At 70.6% G+C, this 18,940-nt stretch carries 19 protein-coding genes; 14 read left to right on the top strand and 5 right to left on the bottom strand.

What is annotated here, in order from left to right:
• The first annotated feature begins 1 nt into the window (after nucleotide 1).
• Both ACFUN8_RS19240 and nudC read left to right on the top strand, forming a co-directional pair.
• The gene (locus ACFUN8_RS19240; RefSeq protein ID WP_383638674.1) at nucleotides 2–1,408 is read left to right on the top strand and encodes a dipeptidase; all 1,407 of its coding nucleotides are present in this window, start codon (nucleotides 2–4) and stop codon (nucleotides 1,406–1,408) included.
• Nucleotides 1,409–1,446: 38 nt separating this feature from the next.
• Nucleotides 1,447–2,397, top strand: coding sequence for an NAD(+) diphosphatase (nudC, locus tag ACFUN8_RS19235; RefSeq protein WP_383638671.1), 951 nt, complete (start codon nucleotides 1,447–1,449; stop codon nucleotides 2,395–2,397).
• A gap of 95 nt (nucleotides 2,398–2,492) precedes the next feature.
• Here nudC and ACFUN8_RS19230 read toward each other — a convergent pair whose 3' ends face one another.
• The gene (locus ACFUN8_RS19230; protein WP_383638668.1) at nucleotides 2,493–2,735 is read right to left on the bottom strand and encodes a mycoredoxin; all 243 of its coding nucleotides are present in this window, start codon (nucleotides 2,733–2,735) and stop codon (nucleotides 2,493–2,495) included.
• A 150-nt stretch (nucleotides 2,736–2,885) separates the two neighbouring features.
• Here ACFUN8_RS19230 and ACFUN8_RS19225 point away from each other — a divergent pair, with 150 nt between their 5' ends.
• From ACFUN8_RS19225 to ACFUN8_RS19210, 4 genes are all read left to right on the top strand, one after another.
• The gene (locus ACFUN8_RS19225) at nucleotides 2,886–5,087 is read left to right on the top strand and encodes an ATP-dependent DNA helicase UvrD2 (protein ID WP_383638665.1); all 2,202 of its coding nucleotides are present in this window, start codon (nucleotides 2,886–2,888) and stop codon (nucleotides 5,085–5,087) included.
• A gap of 154 nt (nucleotides 5,088–5,241) precedes the next feature.
• Nucleotides 5,242–5,601 (top strand): hypothetical protein, encoded by a 360-nt coding sequence (locus ACFUN8_RS19220; protein ID WP_383638662.1) that lies wholly within the window; start codon nucleotides 5,242–5,244, stop codon nucleotides 5,599–5,601.
• A 173-nt stretch (nucleotides 5,602–5,774) separates the two neighbouring features.
• Entirely contained in the window at nucleotides 5,775–6,143 is a 369-nt protein-coding gene (locus ACFUN8_RS19215; protein ID WP_363245589.1) for a WhiB family transcriptional regulator, read from the top strand.
• Entirely contained in the window at nucleotides 6,140–6,463 is a 324-nt protein-coding gene (locus ACFUN8_RS19210; protein WP_383638659.1) for a hypothetical protein, read from the top strand. The genes ACFUN8_RS19215 and ACFUN8_RS19210 overlap by 4 nt, the downstream gene beginning before the upstream one ends.
• A gap of 103 nt (nucleotides 6,464–6,566) precedes the next feature.
• Here ACFUN8_RS19210 and ACFUN8_RS19205 read toward each other — a convergent pair whose 3' ends face one another.
• Together ACFUN8_RS19205 and ACFUN8_RS19200 are read right to left on the bottom strand one after the other, a co-directional pair.
• Nucleotides 6,567–7,976 carry an ABC1 kinase family protein gene (locus ACFUN8_RS19205; RefSeq protein ID WP_383638656.1) on the bottom strand — a complete coding sequence of 470 codons (1,410 nt, stop codon included), beginning with the start codon at nucleotides 7,974–7,976 and terminating at the stop codon, nucleotides 6,567–6,569.
• 41 nt (nucleotides 7,977–8,017) lie between these two features.
• A complete protein-coding gene (locus tag ACFUN8_RS19200) occupies nucleotides 8,018–9,250 on the bottom strand; it encodes a ThiF family adenylyltransferase (RefSeq protein WP_383638653.1) in 1,233 nt (410 codons plus the stop codon).
• Between the two features lie 185 nt (nucleotides 9,251–9,435).
• Between ACFUN8_RS19200 and ACFUN8_RS19195 the strand changes: the two genes are divergently transcribed.
• The 4 genes from ACFUN8_RS19195 (at nucleotide 9,436) to ACFUN8_RS19180 (ending at nucleotide 13,282) form a co-directional block, all read left to right on the top strand.
• Nucleotides 9,436–10,059 (top strand): M48 family metallopeptidase, encoded by a 624-nt coding sequence (locus ACFUN8_RS19195; RefSeq protein WP_382569606.1) that lies wholly within the window; start codon nucleotides 9,436–9,438, stop codon nucleotides 10,057–10,059.
• Between the two features lie 113 nt (nucleotides 10,060–10,172).
• Nucleotides 10,173–11,807 carry a TerD family protein gene (locus ACFUN8_RS19190; RefSeq protein ID WP_383638650.1) on the top strand — a complete coding sequence of 545 codons (1,635 nt, stop codon included), beginning with the start codon at nucleotides 10,173–10,175 and terminating at the stop codon, nucleotides 11,805–11,807.
• 13 nt (nucleotides 11,808–11,820) lie between these two features.
• The gene (locus tag ACFUN8_RS19185; protein ID WP_382569602.1) at nucleotides 11,821–12,501 is read left to right on the top strand and encodes an AIM24 family protein; all 681 of its coding nucleotides are present in this window, start codon (nucleotides 11,821–11,823) and stop codon (nucleotides 12,499–12,501) included.
• Between the two features lie 16 nt (nucleotides 12,502–12,517).
• A complete protein-coding gene (locus ACFUN8_RS19180; RefSeq protein ID WP_383638647.1) occupies nucleotides 12,518–13,282 on the top strand; it encodes an AIM24 family protein in 765 nt (254 codons plus the stop codon).
• Between the two features lie 75 nt (nucleotides 13,283–13,357).
• Here the strand turns inward: ACFUN8_RS19180 and ACFUN8_RS19175 are convergent, their stop codons facing one another.
• Entirely contained in the window at nucleotides 13,358–13,897 is a 540-nt protein-coding gene (locus tag ACFUN8_RS19175) for an NUDIX hydrolase (RefSeq protein ID WP_383638644.1), read from the bottom strand.
• The gene (locus ACFUN8_RS19170; protein WP_383638641.1) at nucleotides 13,894–15,438 is read right to left on the bottom strand and encodes a zinc-dependent metalloprotease; all 1,545 of its coding nucleotides are present in this window, start codon (nucleotides 15,436–15,438) and stop codon (nucleotides 13,894–13,896) included. The genes ACFUN8_RS19175 and ACFUN8_RS19170 overlap by 4 nt, the downstream gene beginning before the upstream one ends.
• A 190-nt stretch (nucleotides 15,439–15,628) precedes the next feature.
• Here ACFUN8_RS19170 and ACFUN8_RS19165 point away from each other — a divergent pair, with 190 nt between their 5' ends.
• The 4 genes from ACFUN8_RS19165 (at nucleotide 15,629) to ACFUN8_RS19150 (ending at nucleotide 18,892) form a co-directional block, all read left to right on the top strand.
• A complete protein-coding gene (locus ACFUN8_RS19165; RefSeq protein WP_383638638.1) occupies nucleotides 15,629–16,738 on the top strand; it encodes an SDR family oxidoreductase in 1,110 nt (369 codons plus the stop codon).
• 146 nt (nucleotides 16,739–16,884) lie between these two features.
• A complete protein-coding gene (locus ACFUN8_RS19160; protein WP_383638635.1) occupies nucleotides 16,885–17,346 on the top strand; it encodes a molybdenum cofactor biosynthesis protein MoaE in 462 nt (153 codons plus the stop codon).
• Between the two features lie 143 nt (nucleotides 17,347–17,489).
• Nucleotides 17,490–17,663, top strand: a complete 174-nt coding sequence (locus tag ACFUN8_RS19155; RefSeq protein WP_354604858.1) for a hypothetical protein — start codon at nucleotides 17,490–17,492, stop codon at nucleotides 17,661–17,663.
• Between the two features lie 137 nt (nucleotides 17,664–17,800).
• Nucleotides 17,801–18,892, top strand: a complete 1,092-nt coding sequence (locus ACFUN8_RS19150; protein WP_383638630.1) for a PDZ domain-containing protein — start codon at nucleotides 17,801–17,803, stop codon at nucleotides 18,890–18,892.
• Nucleotides 18,893–18,940: the final 48 nt, after the last annotated feature.

Genomic DNA, 18,940 nt, shown 5'->3' with positions numbered 1-18,940 from the left:
TATGAGCGAGACCCCGGACAGCGCCGTCCGTACGCACACCCGTGACTACATCCGGTCCCACCGTGCGGCCTTCCTCGACGACCTCGCCGAGTGGCTGCGCATCCCGTCCGTCTCGGCGCAGCCCGACCACGACGCGGACGTACGGCGCAGCGCCGACTGGCTCGCGGCGAAACTTCGCGGGACCGGCTTCCCCGTCGCGGAGATCTGGGACACCCCCGGCGCCCCCGCCGTCTTCGCGGAATGGCCGTCCGACGACCCCGGGGCCCCGGTCGTCCTGGTCTACGGCCACCACGACGTACAGCCCGCGGCGCGCGAGGACGGCTGGCACACCGACCCCTTCGAACCGGTCGTCCAGGACGGCCGGCTGTACGCGCGCGGCGCCGCCGACGACAAGGGACAGGTGTTCTTCCACACACTCGGCGTCCGCGCCCATCTCGCCGCCACCGGCCGCACCACCCCCGCCGTGCATCTGAAACTGCTCGTCGAGGGCGAGGAGGAGTCCGGCTCGCCGCACTTCCGCGCGCTCGTCGAACAGCGGGCGGCCCGCCTCGCCGCCGACGTCGTGATCGTCTCCGACACCGGCATGTGGTCCGAGGACACCCCCACCGTCTGCACCGGGATGCGCGGCCTCGCGGAGTGCGAGATCGAGCTGTACGGCCCCGACCAGGACATCCACTCCGGCTCCTTCGGCGGCGCCGTACCGAACCCGGCCACCGTCGCCGCCCGGCTCGTCGCGGCGCTGCACGACGAGCACGAGCGGGTCACCGTGCCCGGCTTCTACGACGGCGTCACGCCGCTCACCGACACCGAGCGCGCGCTCATCGCCGAGCTGCCCTTCGACGAGGACGCCTGGCTGCGTACGGCCAAGTCGCACGGCACGCTCGGCGAGGCGGGCTACTCCACCCTGGAGCGCGTCTGGGCCCGCCCCACCGCCGAGGTCAACGGCATGGGCGGTGGCTACCAGGGCCCCGGCGGCAAGACGATCATCCCGTCGTCCGCCCGGCTGAAGCTCTCGTTCCGGCTGGTCGCGGGCCAGGACCTGGACCGGATCGAGCGGGCCGTCGGTGACTGGATCGACACCAGGATCCCGGCCGGCATCCGTCACAAGACCACCTTCGCCGCGGGCACCCGCCCCTGTCTGACCCCGCTGGACCATCCCGCGCTCCAGTCGGTCGCACGGGCCATGGGCCGCGCCTTCGACCAGAAGATCCGCTTCACCCGCGAGGGCGGCTCGGGACCGGCCGCCGACCTGCGGGACGTGCTCGGCGCGCCCGTCCTGTTCCTGGGCATCTCCGTACCGTCCGACGGCTGGCACGCGCCCGACGAGAAGGTCGAGATCGACCTTCTGCTGAAGGGCGTGGAAACGACCGCCTACCTCTGGAGCGATCTCGCCGCCGCTCTCCGCTGAACAGACACCCATCCCATCCGGGGGAGTTGGAAGTACCAGTGAGCACCACCACCAGCGACGGAGACTCCGCCGCAGACCGGCCGATCGTCCTCGCCTCCCACAGCGGCATCGACCGGGCCGCCCACCATCGCCTCGACGAGGCGTGGCTGGCCGCGGCCTGGAGCCACCCGACGACGCGGGTCTTCGTCGTCTCCGCCGGTCAGGTGCTGATAGACGACACCCCGGACGGCCGCACCGAACTCGTCATGACCCCGTCCTTCGAGGCGCCTCTCACCGAGACCCACCGCTACTTCCTCGGTACGGACGAGGACGGAGTCAGCTACTTCGCCCTCCAGAAGGACTCGCTGCCGGGCCGCATGGACCAGTCGGCGCGCCCCGCGGGGCTGCGCGAGGCGGGGCTGCTGCTCTCTCCGCGCGACGCGGGCCTGATGGTCCACGCGGTGGCGCTGGAGAACTGGCAGCGGCTGCACCGCTTCTGCTCACGCTGCGGCGAGCGCACGGTGATCGCGGCGGCCGGGCACATCCGCCGCTGCCCGGCGTGCGGCGCCGAGCACTACCCCCGTACCGACCCCGCCGTGATCATGCTCGTCACCGACGAACAGGACCGCGCGCTCCTCGGCCGCCAGGTGCACTGGCCGGAGGGACGGTTCTCGACGCTGGCGGGCTTCGTGGAGCCCGGGGAGTCGATCGAACAGTCCGTGGCACGCGAGGTGTTCGAGGAGGCGGGCATCACGGTCGGCGACGTCGAGTACGTCGCGAGCCAGCCCTGGCCGTTCCCCTCCAGCCTGATGCTGGGCTTCATGGCGCGCGCCACGTCCTACGAGATCACCGTGGACGGCGACGAGATCCAGGAGGCGCGTTGGTTCTCCCGCGACGACCTGCGGGTGGCCATCGAGTCGGGCGAGGTCCTGCCGCCGTCGGGGATCTCGATCGCGGCGCGCCTGACGGAGCTCTGGTACGGAAAGCCGCTGCCGAAGCCGCTCAACTGACCGAACCGACCGGGTCTGACCGGGACTGGCCGGAACACGCAGGAGCCCCCGCCGACCGGCGGGGGCTCCTGCGGTGTCGTGCCGGGCCCGTGGGCTCAGGCGCCGACCTTCTGCTTGACCTGCGCGAGGGACGGGTTCGTCAGTGTCGAACCGTCCGCGAAGAGCAAGGTCGGCACCGTCTGATTGCCGCCGTTCGCCTTCTCGACGAAAGTCGCCGAATCCGGGTCGTGCTCGATGTTGATCTCGGTGTACGCGATGCCTTCGCGGTCCATCTGGCCCTTGAGCCGACGGCAGTATCCGCACCATGTGGTGCTGTACATCGTCACGGTCCCCGGCATGTCTCTCGCGCTCCTCTGGCAGGCTCGAAATGTCTTCGCTGACAGGTGAACGTACGTGACCTGGTCACCATTCCCGTACTTGTACGACCAACGTGACTCCCCTGTGGACAAGTGCAGCACCAGCCTCACGGGACCTGGCAGCATGGCGGGGTGACAGCAGCAACGCACTCCTCACTCTTCCCGCAGGATTCCGACGGCAGCCAGTTCGTGGCCCCGCCTCGCGACGCCGACGCGGTGCTCGACGGGCTCGACCCCGAGCAGCGCGAGGTCGCGACGGCGCTGCACGGTCCGGTGTGCGTGCTGGCCGGTGCCGGCACGGGCAAGACGCGCGCGATCACCCACCGGATCGCGTACGGCGTGCGGGCCGGGATCCTCCAGCCCGCCAGCGTCCTCGCCGTCACCTTCACCAACCGGGCGGCGGGGGAGATGCGCGGACGGCTGCGCCAGCTCGGCTCCGGCGGTGTCCAGGCGCGTACGTTCCACTCGGCGGCGCTGCGCCAGCTCCAGTACTTCTGGCCCAAGGTGGTCGGCGGCGAGCTGCCCCGGCTCCTGGAGCGCAAGGTCCAGCTGGTCGCGGAGTCGGCGGCCCGCTGCCGGATCCGGCTCGACCGCAACGAGTTGAGGGATGTCACCGGCGAGATCGAGTGGGCCAAGGTCACCCAGACCGTCCCCGCCGACTACCCGGCCGCCGTCGCCAAGTCCCTCCGCGACGCCCCGCGCGACCCGGCGGAGATCGGCCAGATCTACGCGATGTACGAACAGCTGAAACGAGACAGGTCGGTGATCGACTTCGAGGACGTCCTGCTCCTCACGGTCGGCATCCTCCAGGACCGGCACGACATCGCCGACCAGATCCGCAGCCAGTACCAGCACTTCGTGGTGGACGAGTACCAGGACGTCAGCCCGCTCCAGCAGCGGCTCCTCGAACTCTGGATGGGCGACCGGGAGAATCTCTGCGTCGTCGGCGACGCCAGCCAGACGATCTACTCGTTCACCGGCGCCACCCCGGACCATCTGCTGAACTTCCGCACGCGTCACCCGAGCGCGACGATGGTGAAGCTGGTCCGTGACTACCGCTCCACCCCCCAGGTGGTGCACCTGGCCAACGGCCTGCTGAATCAGGCCAGGGGCCGCGCGGCCGAGCACCGGCTGGAACTGATCTCGCAGCGCGACGCCGGCCCCGAGCCCGTCTACACGGAGTACGCGGACGAGCCGGCCGAGGCCGAGGGCACCGCGCGCCGTATCCGCGACCTCGTCGCGGCGGGCGTCCCGGCCGGCGAGATCGCCGTGCTGTACCGGATCAACGCCCAGTCGGAGGTCTACGAGCAGGCGCTCGCCGACGCCGGGGTGCCCTACCAACTCCGTGGCGCCGAGCGGTTCTTCGAGCGCCAGGAGGTACGGGAGGCGGGCGCGGCCCTGCGCGGCGCGGCCCGCTTCGGCGGCAACGACTCGCTGCTCGACGATGTCGTCGATCTGCCGTCGCAGGTGCGGGCCGTGCTCTCCACCAAGGGCTGGACCACCGAACCTCCCACCGGCTCCGGCGCCGTGCGTGACCGCTGGGAGTCGCTGGCCGCCCTCGTGCGCCTCGCCGAGGACTTCGTCCGGGCCAAGCCGACCGCGACCCTCGGCGATCTGGTCGCCGAGCTGGACGAGCGCGCCGCGGCCCAGCACGCCCCGACCGTCCAGGGAGTCACCCTCGCCTCGCTCCACGCGGCCAAGGGCCTGGAGTGGGACGCCGTGTTCCTGGTCGGCCTGACCGAGGGCATGATGCCGATCACCTACGCCAAGACCGACGAGCAGGTCGAGGAGGAGCGCAGGCTCCTCTATGTGGGGGTCACCCGCGCCCGGCTGCACATCTCCCTTTCGTGGGCGCTCTCCAGGGCCCCCGGCGGCCGGGCCTCCCGGCGGCCCACCCGCTTCCTGAGCGGTCTGCGGCCGGGTTCCGCCGCCCCGGGAGCACGGGGCGCCGGCGCGGCGGCGGGCGGCGCGGCCGAGCGTGGCGGCCGGCGCAAGCGGCGCGGCCCGGTGCTGTGCCGCGTGTGCGGCACGACGCTGACGGACGCGGGCGAGATGAAGCTGATGCGCTGCGAGGGCTGCCCCTCGGACATGGACGAGGGGCTGTACGAGCGGCTGCGGGAGTGGCGCTCCGACCAGGCGAAACAGCTGGGCCAGCCCGCGTACTGCGTGTTCACCGACAAGACACTGATGGCGATCGCGGAGTCCGTGCCGGGCGACGACGGTGAGCTGTCCAGGATCTCCGGCGTCGGTGGCCGCAAGCTGGAGCGGTTCGGAGCCGATGTCCTCGCCATCTGCGCAGGTGAGGAGCCTGTTGGGGAGGACGAGGAGAGCTGATACAAACTCGTCGAGAAAATAGTTTGCGCCCGCCCCGCGAATCACCATAGGTTCTTAACCACGGGAACGGCGGGCTTCTCCGAAGCCCTGTCCCCGTGCTCTACTTGTCCGAAGTGGTATCCGGATTTCGATACGCCGAGAGGAGGCGATTCCAGTGATCAGCATCACCAGCAAGTTCGTCAGCACCGCCAAAATGACCGATCTCTCGGTCGTCTCCGGCTGCTCTCTCGACGTTCTGCGTCCCGGCTTGCTCGCCACTGATGGATCTTCGTTCATCGCCACCGCTCTGTCCGGCGCCCGCGCCGGCCGGATCAACCCTGTGACTCTCCCTGTCGCGAGCGTTGTCACAGGCGGCAATGAGCGACCGAGTAAGGCACTGGCAGCAGAAGTAGCAGCAGCACAGGCCAAGGCCTATGAGTTTGCGGCAGCCGGTGCCGAATCGAAGAAGCAGACGAAGCAGCACCACACGATGTGGGCCATCCGTGGGCCTGAACCCTGGAGTGATCCAGCCTGATTCATGATCAGGCCGGCGCCTTCAGGGCCGCGGAACCCCACCCGGGATCCGCGGCCCTTCTGTTTGTCCCGAACGGGACGGACGGAGCGAAGGGGCCTCGGGAGAAGACACCACCCGGTACCAGCCGACACCTGGCCAACAGGCCGGACCGACCAGACGAGGAAGACACCACCGTGCAACTCGAAGCGCACGCCCCGTCAGTACCGCCTTCCGAAACGATCACCCCGCCCCGCGCCACGGAGGACTCCACCTTGACCCCGCTCACCGCGCTCACCGCGCTCGACGACGCCATCGAGAACCTCGGCGTACCCGTTCCCTGCCGTGCCTACGACCCGGAGGTCTTCTTCGCGGAGTCCCCGGCCGACGTCGAGTACGCCAAGTCGCTCTGCCGCACCTGCCCGCTGATGGAGGCTTGCCTCGCCGGCGCCAAGGAGCGGCGTGAGCCGTGGGGTGTCTGGGGCGGCGAGCTCTTCATCCAGGGTGTGGTCGTGGCCCGCAAGCGGCCGCGTGGCCGTCCGCGCAAGAACCCGGTCGCGGCATGAACGCCACCGGCACCATCGACCGCCCTTTCACGCACGATCCCAAGAAGCAGGCCCCGATGACCTCTTCCCTGCGAGAGCCCTCCGGCTCCGCCGTTTCAGCTGTCAGTACCACCGGCGCGAGCGACTCGCGTCAGAACAGGACCCGCGAGATGCAACTCATTCCAGAAGCCATGGCACGTGCGCATATGGCCGAGCGCCTGCGTGAAGCCGATGCGGAACGCCAGGCCGTGCGCCTGGTCGCCGCTCGGCGGATGCAGCGCCGCGCCGAGCGCGTGTCGATGCGCGCCCGCCGCGCGCTGGCCATGGCGGTCATGAACTGACCCCATCGGCCGGGCGCGACAACGCCACGAGCTATAGATGCCTCAGACGCGGGGGGCCGGTCCTCAAGGACCGGCCCCCCGCGGTGCGTTGTCGGGACAAGACCTACGCGCCCGCCTCCGCCTCCGCCTCGGCCTCGGTCTCCTCCTCGTACCCGAACTCCTCCTCCGGCAGGAAGCCCGGCAGCCACTCCTCCAGCTCCTCGCGGAGCCGCACCGTGGCGTTCAGCTGGCACAGCACCCCGATCGTGCTCAGCGTGACGCGATGTATCAGCAGATAGGCGGGCGGCAGATTCAACTGCTTCCCCAACTGGTGTGCCGGAGACCGCGGATCGGCGATCCGGGCCGCCTGGGTACGCATCCAGCCCCGGCTGAAGGTGAACTCCTCCGCCTCCGCCGGCTCGATGATCGGCACCAGATACTCCAGCACCGCGTCCGGGTCGAGATCGATCGACTCCTTGACGAACCCCTCCGTACGCAGGAGTTCGTACACCGTCTCGGCGTCACCCTCCAGCGTCAGCCGCAACGACTCACCGATCGTCTCGGGCAGCCCGCCCGGCAGCCGGTCCACGGTGCCGAAGTCCAGCACACCGAGCCGCAGTTCGCCCTCGGCCTCCATGCCGTCCTCCCCGGCGCCGGCGGGCGGCAGCAGCCGGAAGTTGCCCGGATGCGGATCCGCGTGCAGCAGTCCCGTACGGGCCGGACCGGAGAAGAGGAAGCGCGCCAGCAGCTGACCCGCGCGGTCGCGCTGCTCCTCGGTGCCGTCGGCGATCACGTCCGCCATCGGCATGCCGTCCATCCACTCCGTGACCAGCACCTGGTCGCACTGGTGCACCACGTCGGGCACGACCACATCGGGATCATCCGCGAACTCCGCCGCGTGCTCCCGCTGGGCCTGCGCCTCCAACTCGTAGTCCAGCTCCTCCGACACCCGGTCGCGCAACTCGTTGATCAAGGGCTTGACGTCCATGCCCGGGATCAGCGGACCGAGCAGCCGGGCGAACCGGCTCAGCTGCGTCAGGTCCGACAGCAGCGCCTCCCCGGCGCCCGGGTACTGGACCTTGACGGCCACATTCCGCCCGTCGTGCCACACCGCCCGGTGCACCTGGCCGATCGACGCGGCGGCCGACGGCTTCTCCTCGAACTCCAGGAACAGCTCACGCCACTCCTCGCCGAGCCGCTCCGCCAGCACTTTGTGCACCGTGCCGGTCGGCATCGGAGGGGCCGCCTCCTGAAGCTTGGTGAGCGCCGCCCGATAGGGCCCCGCCACCTCCTCGGGCAGCGCCGACTCGAAGACGGACAGCGCCTGCCCGAACTTCATGGCACCGCCCTTGAGCTCGCCGAGCACCTTGAAGAGCTGGTCCGCCGTGCGCTGCTGCAGCTCCCGGCCCACGATCTCCGCGGACTTGCCGCCGATCCGCTTGCCCAGACCCCACGTGGCACGACCGGCGAAGCCCAGTGGCAGCGCGGCCAACTTGGCAGTTCGGGTGACCGCCTTCCGGGGAAGATCAGACATGCGCCCCTCCAAATCCCAGACAGCCGAGCCGCGTACGGCGGTTACCCCACCATTGTGTCGTGCGGCGTGCCGGTCACCGCCATGCCCTCTCCCTCCAGTTCTCCGGCGGCCCCGCACGGGCAGACGGGATGCGGCGCGATCCGCTCCGAACGCCAGTCGAGCAACGGCAGGGTGATCTCCCAGCGCGCACCGGTGCTCGCCGGCAGCTCCCCGTCCAGGAAGGACAGCGCGTGGGCGGCGGCGAGACCCGCCACGCTGGTGGCGAGCCCCAGGTCACAGGCCGGAGTGACCGACGCCCTGCGTCCCGACCGCCACTGCGCCAGCATCAGCGGCCACCCAGGATCCCGGCCGGTGCGCTCCTCGGTGAGGCAGCCCGCGCACGCCGTGCCGCCCGGCAGCACCAGCGGGCCCACCACACCCGTCGCCTCCACAACCCCCGCGTAAAGATGCGGAGTCCCGGTGGCGATCCAGCGCTCGGCGGACGCCGGATCCGGGGCGTACGCCGCGAGCCCGTCCCGCGGGGCGACGATCACCAGCGACAGCCCCGCCCCGCCACCGCTCGCCAGGGCCGCCCGCGCGTCGGCCCGCTCGGCCTTCTCGGCCACTCGCCCACCCGGCGCGTCATCGACGGCGCCTGCCTCCGCCCCATCCGGATCGGCCCCTGATGCCCGGCCGGATCTGCCCGGCGCCGAGCGCCGGACCAGCAGCCGGGCCGCCACATCCCTGCGCTCACCCACCGACTCCGCGGGCACCCCGCCCGGCGCCACGTCCCAGGGCTGGGTGAGCCCACCGTCCAGCACATCCACCCGGCCCACCCCGGAAGCCGAGAGCATGGCGGCGACGGCGGCACCGACACGGCCCGCCCCGCGCACCTGCACACGCATGGTGCGCCGCGCCGCCAGCCGCTCCATCGCCGCGCCCGGCTCCCGGTGAGTGACGGACAGCGACGCCAGATCCGCCCGCAACCGGTCGACCTCGACCTTTCGATTCCGTAACGCTTCGGCGGCTCGACCTCCCGCCGTGCTGTCGTCCAGCAATCCCGCCGCCGCGAGCCGGTCCACGAGCGCGTCCGCCTTGCCGTCCGGCAACCCCAGGCTCCGCGCCTCGTCCCGCAGCAGCGGAAGCCCCCGTGTGCCGTCGAGCAGGTCGAGAAAGCTGCCCGTGGCCGTATCGACCGGGCCCACCACCACCGCGTGTGCGGGTGTGATTCCGAACTGCACCGTCTGCCGCTCCCGCCAAGCCCTGCGCAGCGCGGGCTTCACCATTGGATGCATATTCGTCTCCCCCGTGTGCCTGTCGTGCGATCCGATTCCAGAATGCAGGGAACCGGTGAGAGTTGCGGAGAGTTATCCACAGGCGTGGGGAATTAGCCGTTCAAATGACGGGTGTATGGAGTGGATCAAGATCGAATGGTCCCCGCGACGGGACGTTCCACACTGACAGCGGGTAACGTCGAGGCGTGTCCGCCGACCCTTCCCCTCGCGTTGCGGGGGAATCCCCATCGCACAGCGCCGGAAGCGAAGAGCGCGGCGTGACCGGCCGCCCGCAGCGCGGCCCGGCCACCAGCGCCGTCGAGGTCCGCAGGAGCGCCCGGCGCAACAGGACGGTCTCGGCCTACCGCGAGGGCGACCGCACCATCGTGCTCATCCCGGCCCGTATGTCGGAGGCCGAGGAGCGACGCTGGGTGACCGTGATGCTCGACAAACTCGCGGCCCAGGAGAGCAAGCGCATCCTCGGCGACAGCGATCTCACCGAGCGCGCCAAGCGGCTGTCCGAGCAGTATTTCGAGAGCCGGGCCCGGCCCGCGTCCGTCCGCTGGGTCACCAACCAGAACACCCGCTGGGGCTCCTGCACCCCGGCCGAGGGCAGCATCCGCCTGTCGCACCGTCTGCAGGGCATGCCCGAGTACGTCGTCGACTACGTACTCGTCCACGAACTCGCGCACCTGCTCGTGCCGGGCCACGGCCCGCGCTTCTGGGAGCTGCTGGAGGCGTACCCCCGTACCGAACGGGCCCGCGGCTACCTCGAAGGTGTCGTCGCCGCCGAGCGGCTGCCGCATCTGCCCACCCCTCCCGGAGAGTGATCGCGGCCCTTCGGTGATCGTGTACCGAATGTGTACCGGCTTGGCTCAATGTCGGACTTAGCCGTTAGCCTGACGCGACGTGTTCAGCTCGGGATGGGGGACGGTCGTTACGCATGGCCAGGGAATTCCAACGCGGCCACAAGGCCAAGATCAGTGACCTCACGCCGGGGACGGATCTGTACGTAGGTGTGCAGATCGCGGCGCCCGGCTTGACGTTCGACATCAGCTGTTTCGGCCTCGACGCCAATGAACAGCTCTCGGACGACCGGTATTTCATCTTCTTCAATCAGCCGAAGTCTCCCGAGGAATCCGTCCAGTTGCTGGGCGCGCAGTCGGGGGACACTGAATCCTTCCGCGTCACGCTCGACCGCATTCCGGCGAACATCCACCGGCTCTCCTTCACCGCCACCGTCGACGGCGCCGGACAGATGTCCCAGGTCGGTCCCGGATACATACGGATAGTCGCGGGCGGCGAAGAAGTCGTCCGATACGCGTTCAACGGCTCCGAGTTCAGCACCGAACGCGCGGTGATGCTCGGCGACTTCTACCTGAAGGACGTCTGGCGGTTCGCCGCCGTCGGCCAGGGCTTCGACGGCGGACTCGACGCACTGCTCAAGAACTTCGGCGGTGAGGTCGCCGAGGAGGAACCGGCCGCGGCCCAGCCGCCCGTCGGCGGAGCCGTACCGTCGTTCGCCCCGCCGCCCGGCGGCCCCGCGCCCGCTCCGTCCTTCGGAGCGCCGCCCGCCCCGCAGGCGCCGGTGCCCCCGCCGTCGTTCGGCGCCCCGCCGGGGGCCCCGGCCCCCGCGCCCCACCCCATGCACGGCGCGCCGACCGTCGCCGCGCCGATGGCACCGGCGCCCGCGCCGTCGCCCTACGCGCAGCCGCCCGGTCCGCCGCAGGCACCGCAGCAGCCGCAGTTCGGCCAGCTCCCCGGTCAGCCTCCGGGCCCGGTCCCCGGCCAGTTCCCCGGTCAGGGGCAGCCGCCCGGCGTGCCCTCGCCGTACGGACAGCCGACGCCGCCTCCGTACGGAGGCCAGCCCCAGGGCGCACCGCCCCCGGGCATGCCGCAAGCGGGCCAGCAGGCCGGTCCCGGTCTCCAGGCCGCGCTCCAGCCGTACCGCGAGGCGGCCACCGGCCAGCGCTGGACCCCGCAGAACCAGCAGCTGATGCGGGTCGACCTCGCCATGGGCGGCACACCCGTCCTGGCCCGCCAGGGCAGCATGGTCATGTACCAGGGCAAGGTCGAATTCGGCTACAAGAGCGCCGGCTTCGCGGGCCGCATCGTCGGGAACGCGACCGGGCAGGAGATGCAGCTCATGCGCTGCTCCGGCCGCGGCCAGGTGTTCCTCGCCGAGGAGGGCTCGCATCTGCACCCGATCGAGCTCCAGGGCGACGCCGTCTGCGTCTCCGCGGAGAACGTGCTCGCCTTCGACGAGACCCTGCAGTACGAGGTCCGCCGTATCGAGGGCCACGGCATCCCCGGTGGCGCCCTGTTCACCATGCAGTTCCAGGGCACCGGCACCGTCGTCGTGAAGACCCACGGTGTCCCGGTGGTCCTGCCGGTCACGCCCACGACCTTCGCCGACTGCAACGCCGTCGTGGCCTGGTCGGCCGCCTCCCAGGTGATCCTCTCCAGCCAGGTCCGGCTGCGCCGCAACGCGTATCCGGGGCACAGCGGAGAGACCGTGAATCTGCAGTTCCGGGGAGCACCCGGCAACTTCATCGTCGTCCAGCCGTACGAGGTCTGAGGGAGTCCGGCACATGAACCAGCAACTCGCGGGCTTCGCCCCGACCCCCGTCACGGCCCGGATGGAGAATCACGGCCGCACCATGCTCAAGGTCGCCATGGCCAGTGGGCAGGACCTCTACGCCCGTACCGGCTCGATGGTCGCGTACGAGGGCTTCGTGCAGTACGAGCCGAACCCGCCCGCCGTACGTCAGATCGCCAGTCAGTGGGTGACGGGCGAAGGCGCGCCGATCATGAAGTGCGCCGGTGACGGCCTGCTCTACCTGGCCGACTACGGCGCCGACGTCGTCGTCATCAATCTCAACAACGACTCGCTCTCGGTCAACGGCACCAACCTGCTGGCCTTCGACGCGCACCTCCAGTGGGGCGTCGAGAAGGTCAAGGGACTGGCGAAGTTCGCCGGTCAGGGCCTGTGGAACGTCACGATCGCCGGGACCGGCTGGGTCGCGCTGACCTCGCGCGGCACGCCGATCGTCGTGGACTGCGGCCGTGGCGAGGACGAGACGTACGTCGACCCCGACGCCCTCGTGGCCTGGTCACCCGGGCTCAAGGTGAAGGGCAAGCGGAGCTTCAAAGCCTCGTCGCTGATCGGGCGGGGCAGCGGGGAAGCCTTCCAGATGGCCTTCTCGGGCCAGGGCATCGTCGTCGTACAACCGAGCGAGGACAGCACCGACCGCCTGCGGATCCGGGGCTGAGGGGGAGGAGAACATCATGCAGAGCCCGCTTTTCGGACTCGCGGAAACGCAGTCCCAGGACCGCTATGTCGTACAGAACCCGCAGCTGCTGCGGGTCGCGCTCACCGGCCAGGACGACGTCCTCGCCCGCAAGGGCGCGATGGTCGCCTACCAGGGACTCGTCGACTTCGACGGTGAGTACCAGTCCCAGGGCCAGCGCCGTGCCAGGGCGAACACCGGCGAGGGCCTCGACCTGATGCGCTGCTCGGGTCAGGGGACGATCTACTTCGCCAATCTCGCGCAGTACGTGCACGTCGTGGACGTCGACCAGGACGGCATGACGGTCGACAGCGCCTATGTCCTGGCGCTCGACTCCACGCTGCACACCGAGGTCATCGCGGTGGACAGCCAGTACGGCATCTCCGGCTCCGGCAAGTTCCAGCTCAACATCTCGGGCCGGGGCAAGGTCGCCCTGATGACGTCCGGGCAGCCCCTGATGATGCACGTGACGCCGGACAAGTACGTCAACGTCGACGCCGACGCGATCGTGGCGTGGTCCTCCGCGCTGCGGGTACAGATGCAGGCGCAGACGCACTCCTCGGGCGTACGGCGCCGGCGCGGCAACACGGGTGAGGGCTGGGAGCTCAGCTTCCTCGGCCAGGGCTTCGCGCTCGTGCAGCCCAGTGAGGTCATGCCGCCGCAGAACGCGGACATCGGGCAGGGCGCGCGTGCGCAGTTCGGCGTCGGCCAGCAGGGCGCCCACGCGCAGAACCAGAACAACGTATGGAACAACCGGGGCTGAGTCCGGTCGTCCGGTTCGGTTCGGTCCTTCAGGGACAGGGGCGGTCTCTTCGGAGGCCGCCCCCGCTCGCTCCTGTCAGCCCCGCACCCGCCCGGACAGCGCCGCGCGCGTGCGCTCCAGGAGCCGTACGACCGACCCGTCGGCCACCGCCGCCACCTCGTCGTACGCGAACCAGCGCAGATCCAGCGACTCCTCGCTGATCTCCTCGACCGCCCCGACCGGTGCCAGAGCCGTGTACTGGACATCCAGATGCCAGTGGCAGGGCGCCGGGATCCGGTGCCGGTCGAGCTGTACGGGCCCGCCCGGCAGCAGCGTCAGTCCCGGGATCCCGGACTCCTCCGTGGCCTCGCGCAGTGCCGCCGCCGCGAGCGAACCGTCCTGCGGTTCGCAGTGGCCGCCCATCTGCAGCCACATGCCGAGCTTCTTGTGGAGGGTGAGCAGAACCCGCCCCCGCTCCGCGTCGACCACCAGGGCGCTCGCCGTGACATGCCCGGCCTCACAGGACTTCCACATCCCGTCCGGTCGGGCCGCCAGGTGCTCCAGATAGATCCCGCGCAGCTCCTCCTGGCCGTCGTACGTCTCCAGTACGCGGACGGCGTCGTCGTGCAGGCTCACTTGGCGCTGTCGTCCTTGCCCTCGTCGTCGCCCTCGCCCTTGTTCCCGGGCTTGTTCCCGGGCTTGTCCTCGGGCTGGTCGCTGTCCTTGCCGGAGCTCTCCGCCGGGCCCTTCTCCGCGCCCTTCTCGGGGTCCTTCTCCAGCTTCGGCCCGCCGCCCGCCGCCTCACCGAGCATCTTGTCCAGCTCGGAGAAGTCCGCGTGCTCGTGATGGACGAAGCCGTCAGGGTCGTCCAGGTCCGAGGCCGTCGGCAGATTGTCCGGGTGCTCCCAGAGCCCGTCGCGGCCGTCCACGCCCCGCGCGTCCGTCAGCGAGGCCCAGAGCCGGGAGGCGTCCCGCAGGCGCCTGGGGCGCAGCTGAAGGCCGATGAGGGTGGCGAACGTCTGCTCGGCCGGACCACCCGACGCGCGGCGCCTGCGCAGCGTCTCGCGCAGCGCGTCGGCCGACGTCAGCCTGGTCCTGGCCGCCTCGTGCACCACCGCGTCCACCCAGCCCTCGACCAGCGCGAGCGCCGTCTCCAGGCGGGCCAGGGCGGCTTTCTGCTCGACGGTGTCCTCCGGCTGGAACATGCCCTGCTGGAGCGCTTCCTGAAGCTGCTCGGGATTCGACGGGTCGAGCTGGCTGACGGCGTCCTCCAGCTTGGAGGCGTCGACCTTGATGCCCCGCGCGTAACCCTCGACGGCGCCGAACAGATGCGACCGCAGCCACGGCACATGGGCGAAGAGCCGCTGGTGGGCGGCCTCGCGCAGGGCCAGATACAGCCGCACCTCGTCCTGCGGGATGCCGAGGTCCTTACCGAAGGCCGCGATGTTCAGCGGGAGCAGCGCGGCCTTGCCGGCCGGGCCCAGGGGCAGCCCGATGTCGGTCGAACCGACCACCTCGCCCGCCAGCACGCCCACGGCCTGCCCGATCTGCTGGCCGAACATGGCGCCGCCCATGGAGCGCATCATGCCGATCAGCGGCCCGGCCATGGCCTGCATCTCCTCGGGCAGCACGTCACCCATGGCGGCGCCCACGCGCTCGGCCACCGGATCCACGAGCTGCTGCCACGCGGGGAGGGTCGCCTCGACCCACTCGGCGCGGCTCCACGCCACGGTCGATCCCGCACCGGAGGGCAGCGACGTCACGGCGTCCAGCCAGATGTCCGCCAGCCGCACGGCCTCCTCGACGGCGATCCGCTCGCCGGGGCTCACGCTGGCGTCCTTCGTCCCGTCGGACGTGCCCTGCGCGACCGTCTGGCGGGCGATCTGCTTGGCCATGTCCCAGTTCACGGGACCGCCCTCGTAGCTGAGCATCTGGCCGAGCTGCTGGAAGGCGGCGCCCAGGTCGTTGGGGTTCATCGATCCGAACATCGCGGCGAACGGGTTGTCCCCGCCCGCGCCACCGCCCGGACCGCCCGGCAGGCCGAACCCCGAGAAGGGGTTGCCCCCGCCGCTTCCGCCGCCGGCACCCTGACCACCTCCGGCGGGGTCGTTCTTCTTGCCGTCGCCGTCCTCTGGCTCCTCCGGCGGAAGGCCGAATCCGAATGGGGTGTCACTCACGGGTTTCCTCGGCTCGTTGGGCCGCCGGCTTTTCCGCCGACGGCGACTGCCCGACACCACCCAGCGTAGACATCCGAGGCCGCATCCGGGCTCGGTGCTCCGCCAACGCTCGGCCTGCGGCAGGATGGACGCCACCTGGTACGCACGTTTCATACACGTCCGTACTGAAGACAACCGCTGGAGACGCCCGGTGAGTTCCCCAGATCCGCAGGTTCGCGCAGCGCGAAACCGCTCAACCCCGACCCCGCCACGCGGCCCCGTCGTCGCGGTCACCGGAGCCGCCTCGGGCGTCGGCGACCTGCTCACCCGGCGCCTCGCGGCGTCCGAGGAGATCAAGCAGGTCGTCGCCATCGACGAGCGCCGCGGCGAGGTGACCGAGGCGCAGTGGCACATCCTCGACGTACGGGACCCGGCCATCGCCGAGAAACTGCGCGGCGCGGACGTCGTGGTGCACCTGGCGCTCGACCTGGACCTGGAGCGGGACGCGGCGGCCCGTACGGCCTACAACGTCCGCGGCACCCAGACCGTGCTCACCGCCGCGGCTGCCGCGGGGGTCCACCGGGTCGTCCTGTGCACGTCGGCCATGGTCTACGGGGCGCTGCCCGACAACGACATCCCGCTGTCGGAGGACGCCGAGCTGCGCGCCACTGCGGAGGCCACGGGCGTCGGCGACCTGCTGGAGATCGAGCGGCTCGGCCGCCGGGCACCCCGCGCGCACCCCGGTCTGAACGTCACCGTCGTACGGCCCGCCGTCCTCGTCGGCGGCACGGACACCGCCCTGACCCGCTACTTCGAGTCGCCCCGGCTGCTGGTCGTCGCGGGCTCCCGGCCCACCTGGCAGTTCTGCCACGTGGACGACCTGGTCAGCGCCCTGGAGTACGCGGCGCTGGAGAAGGTCGACGGCGAGTTCGCGGTCGGCTGCGACGGCTGGCTCGAACAGGAGGAGATCGAGGAGCTGAGCGGCATCCGCCGCATGGAGCTGCCCTCCGCCGTCGCCCTGGGCGCCGCCGCCCGGCTGCACCGCATCGGCCTCACACCGTCCCCGGCCGGCGACCTCGCCTACACGATGCATCCCTGGGTGGTCAGCGTCAGCCGTCTCCACGACGCCGGCTGGCGGCCCCGGTGGACCAACGAGGAAGTCCTCGGCGCGCTTCTCGAAGAGGTCGAGGGACGCCACACCGTCGCGGGCCGCCGCCTCGGCCGCAAGGACGCCACGGCCGCCGGAGCCGCCGGAGCGACGGTCGCCCTGCTCGGCGCGGCAGCGGTGGTACGCCGCGCCCGCAAGGCACGCCGGCGCTGAGAGCTGAGAACTGAGATACGAGAAGCGCGCCGGGCGCCTGACGCCCGCTGCCTGTCGTCCTCTGTAGAAGGCTCCAAGCGGGCGGCACGACAGCCGGTCGAACGCGCCATTACGTGATGCCGGTGCCGTACGGCACGATGGGCCGCATGGCACGCATCGAGGCGCACCCGGGTGAGCAGGCGGCACAGGATCCCATCCGTCTGCTGGCGATCCGCGAGAGCCCGCTGTCCGTCGACGAGATCTTCCGGGCCGTCGGCGACGACGCGGCGGGAGGCACCGCCCTGTTCGTCGGGACCGTCCGGAACCACGACGGGGGCGCCGATGTCGACACCCTCGGCTACTCCTGTCACCCGTCCGCCGAGGCCGAACTACGCCGGGTGGCCGAGAAGGTCGTCGCCGACCACCCCGTCCGCGCACTGGCGGCCGTCCACCGTGTGGGTGACCTCGCCGTCGGAGATCTGGCGGTCGTCGTCGCCGTCTCCTGCCCGCACCGCGCGGAGGCGTTCGAGGCGTGCCGGAAGCTGATCGACGACCTCAAGCACGAAGTGCCGATATGGAAGCACCAGACATTCTCCGACGGTACGGAGGAATGGGTCGGGGCCTGCTGACGCCCTTCCCGTACCGCCGGGTCGCTCTCCGTTCCCGTGTGGCCCGATTTGCGTAACCGCACCCCTGCGCGGAGCGTTGAAGCAGCAGATGACTAATCTGCTGATCAGTCGGTTCGCACACACACATGGGTAAGGAGGTCGGGATGGCCGCGCTTGCCTGGTTGCTGATTCCGCTCTTCGCCGCGGTAGGCGCGGCGATATGGGGAAGCTGGGTCTCGAGGAACCGAACCACCGGAGACATAGCCGAACTCGCCGGCTACGCGCGCTTCCGCGACGCGATGGCGAAATCCCACCCGGCCACGACGGACGCCACCTAGCCACCCGCGCCCGCACCCCCTCGCCGGCCCGCGCCCCCTGTCCGCCGCCCGCCCGCCGGGCCACGCACCGGGCCAAGTCGCCCCGTACGGACCGGCCCCGGGGGTGCACTGACAGACCCTTCCCGTACTGTCGTTCCATGCCACGCCGCACCGCGACGATGCTCGCCTCCACCCTCGTCCTCATCGCGCTGCTCTGTGCGGGAGTGTTCATTCCCGTTCCGTACGCGGAGATGAGTCCCGGTCCGACGGTGAACACACTGGGCGACGCGAATGGCGAGCCGGTCCTCCACATCGCCGGTCGCAAGACCTATCCGACGACGGGTCATCTCAATATGACGACCGTCAGGGTCACCGGCGCGGATTACAAGATGAATGTGGTCGAGGCGGTCTACGGCTGGCTGTCGCACGACAACATCGTGGTGCCGCACAACACCCTCTATCCGGACGGCAAGACGGAAGAGCAGTCCACGCAGGAGAATGCCGAGGAGTTCAGCCAGTCCCAGGAGAGCGCGAAGGTCGCGGCCCTGAAGGAGGAGAACATCCCCGTCACGTCGAGGGTGATCGTCTCCGCCGTCGTCAAGGACAGCCCCTCCGACGGCACCCTGCACGCCGGTGACGTCATCAGGGCGGTGGACGGCAAGACCGTCGAGGCGCCGCCGGACGTCGCCGAGATCGTCACCAAGCACAAGCCGGGCGAGGACGTCGTCTTCACGATCGTCCCGGCCAAGGTCGCCCAGGCGGCCGAGAAGGCCGGCAAGGAGCCCGAGGGCACCGAGAAGGTCACGATCAGGACCGTGAAGTCGGACGAGGGCGACGACCGCGCCATCGTCGGCATCCAGGCCGGGACGGACCACACGTTCCCGTTCGAGATCGACATCAAGCTGGCCGACGTGGGCGGACCGAGCGCCGGTCTGATGTTCGCGCTCGGGATCGTCGACAAGATCACGCCCGGCGATCTGACGGGCGGCAAGTTCGTCGCCGGCACCGGCACGATCGACGACAACGGCAAGGTCGGCCCGATCGGCGGCATCGGGATGAAGCTCGTCGGCGCGCGGCAGGCGGGCGCCCGGTACTTCCTGACGCCGGACGAGAACTGCGCCTCGGCCGCTTCCGACATCCCCGACGGCCTGACCCTGGTGCGGGTGAAGAACATCAAGGACGCGACGGCGTCCCTGAAGAAGATCAAGAGCGGCGACACGGCCGGTCTGCCGAGCTGTTCGACCGGCTAGACCTGTCCGGGCGGCAGCACCTGACTCCGTCCGTCGGACCGCCGGAGG

The organism is Streptomyces sp. NPDC057307, from assembly GCF_042667665.1.
Lineage (GTDB): Bacteria > Actinomycetota > Actinomycetes > Streptomycetales > Streptomycetaceae > Streptomyces.
This window is presented reverse-complemented; position numbering and strand designations above follow the sequence as displayed.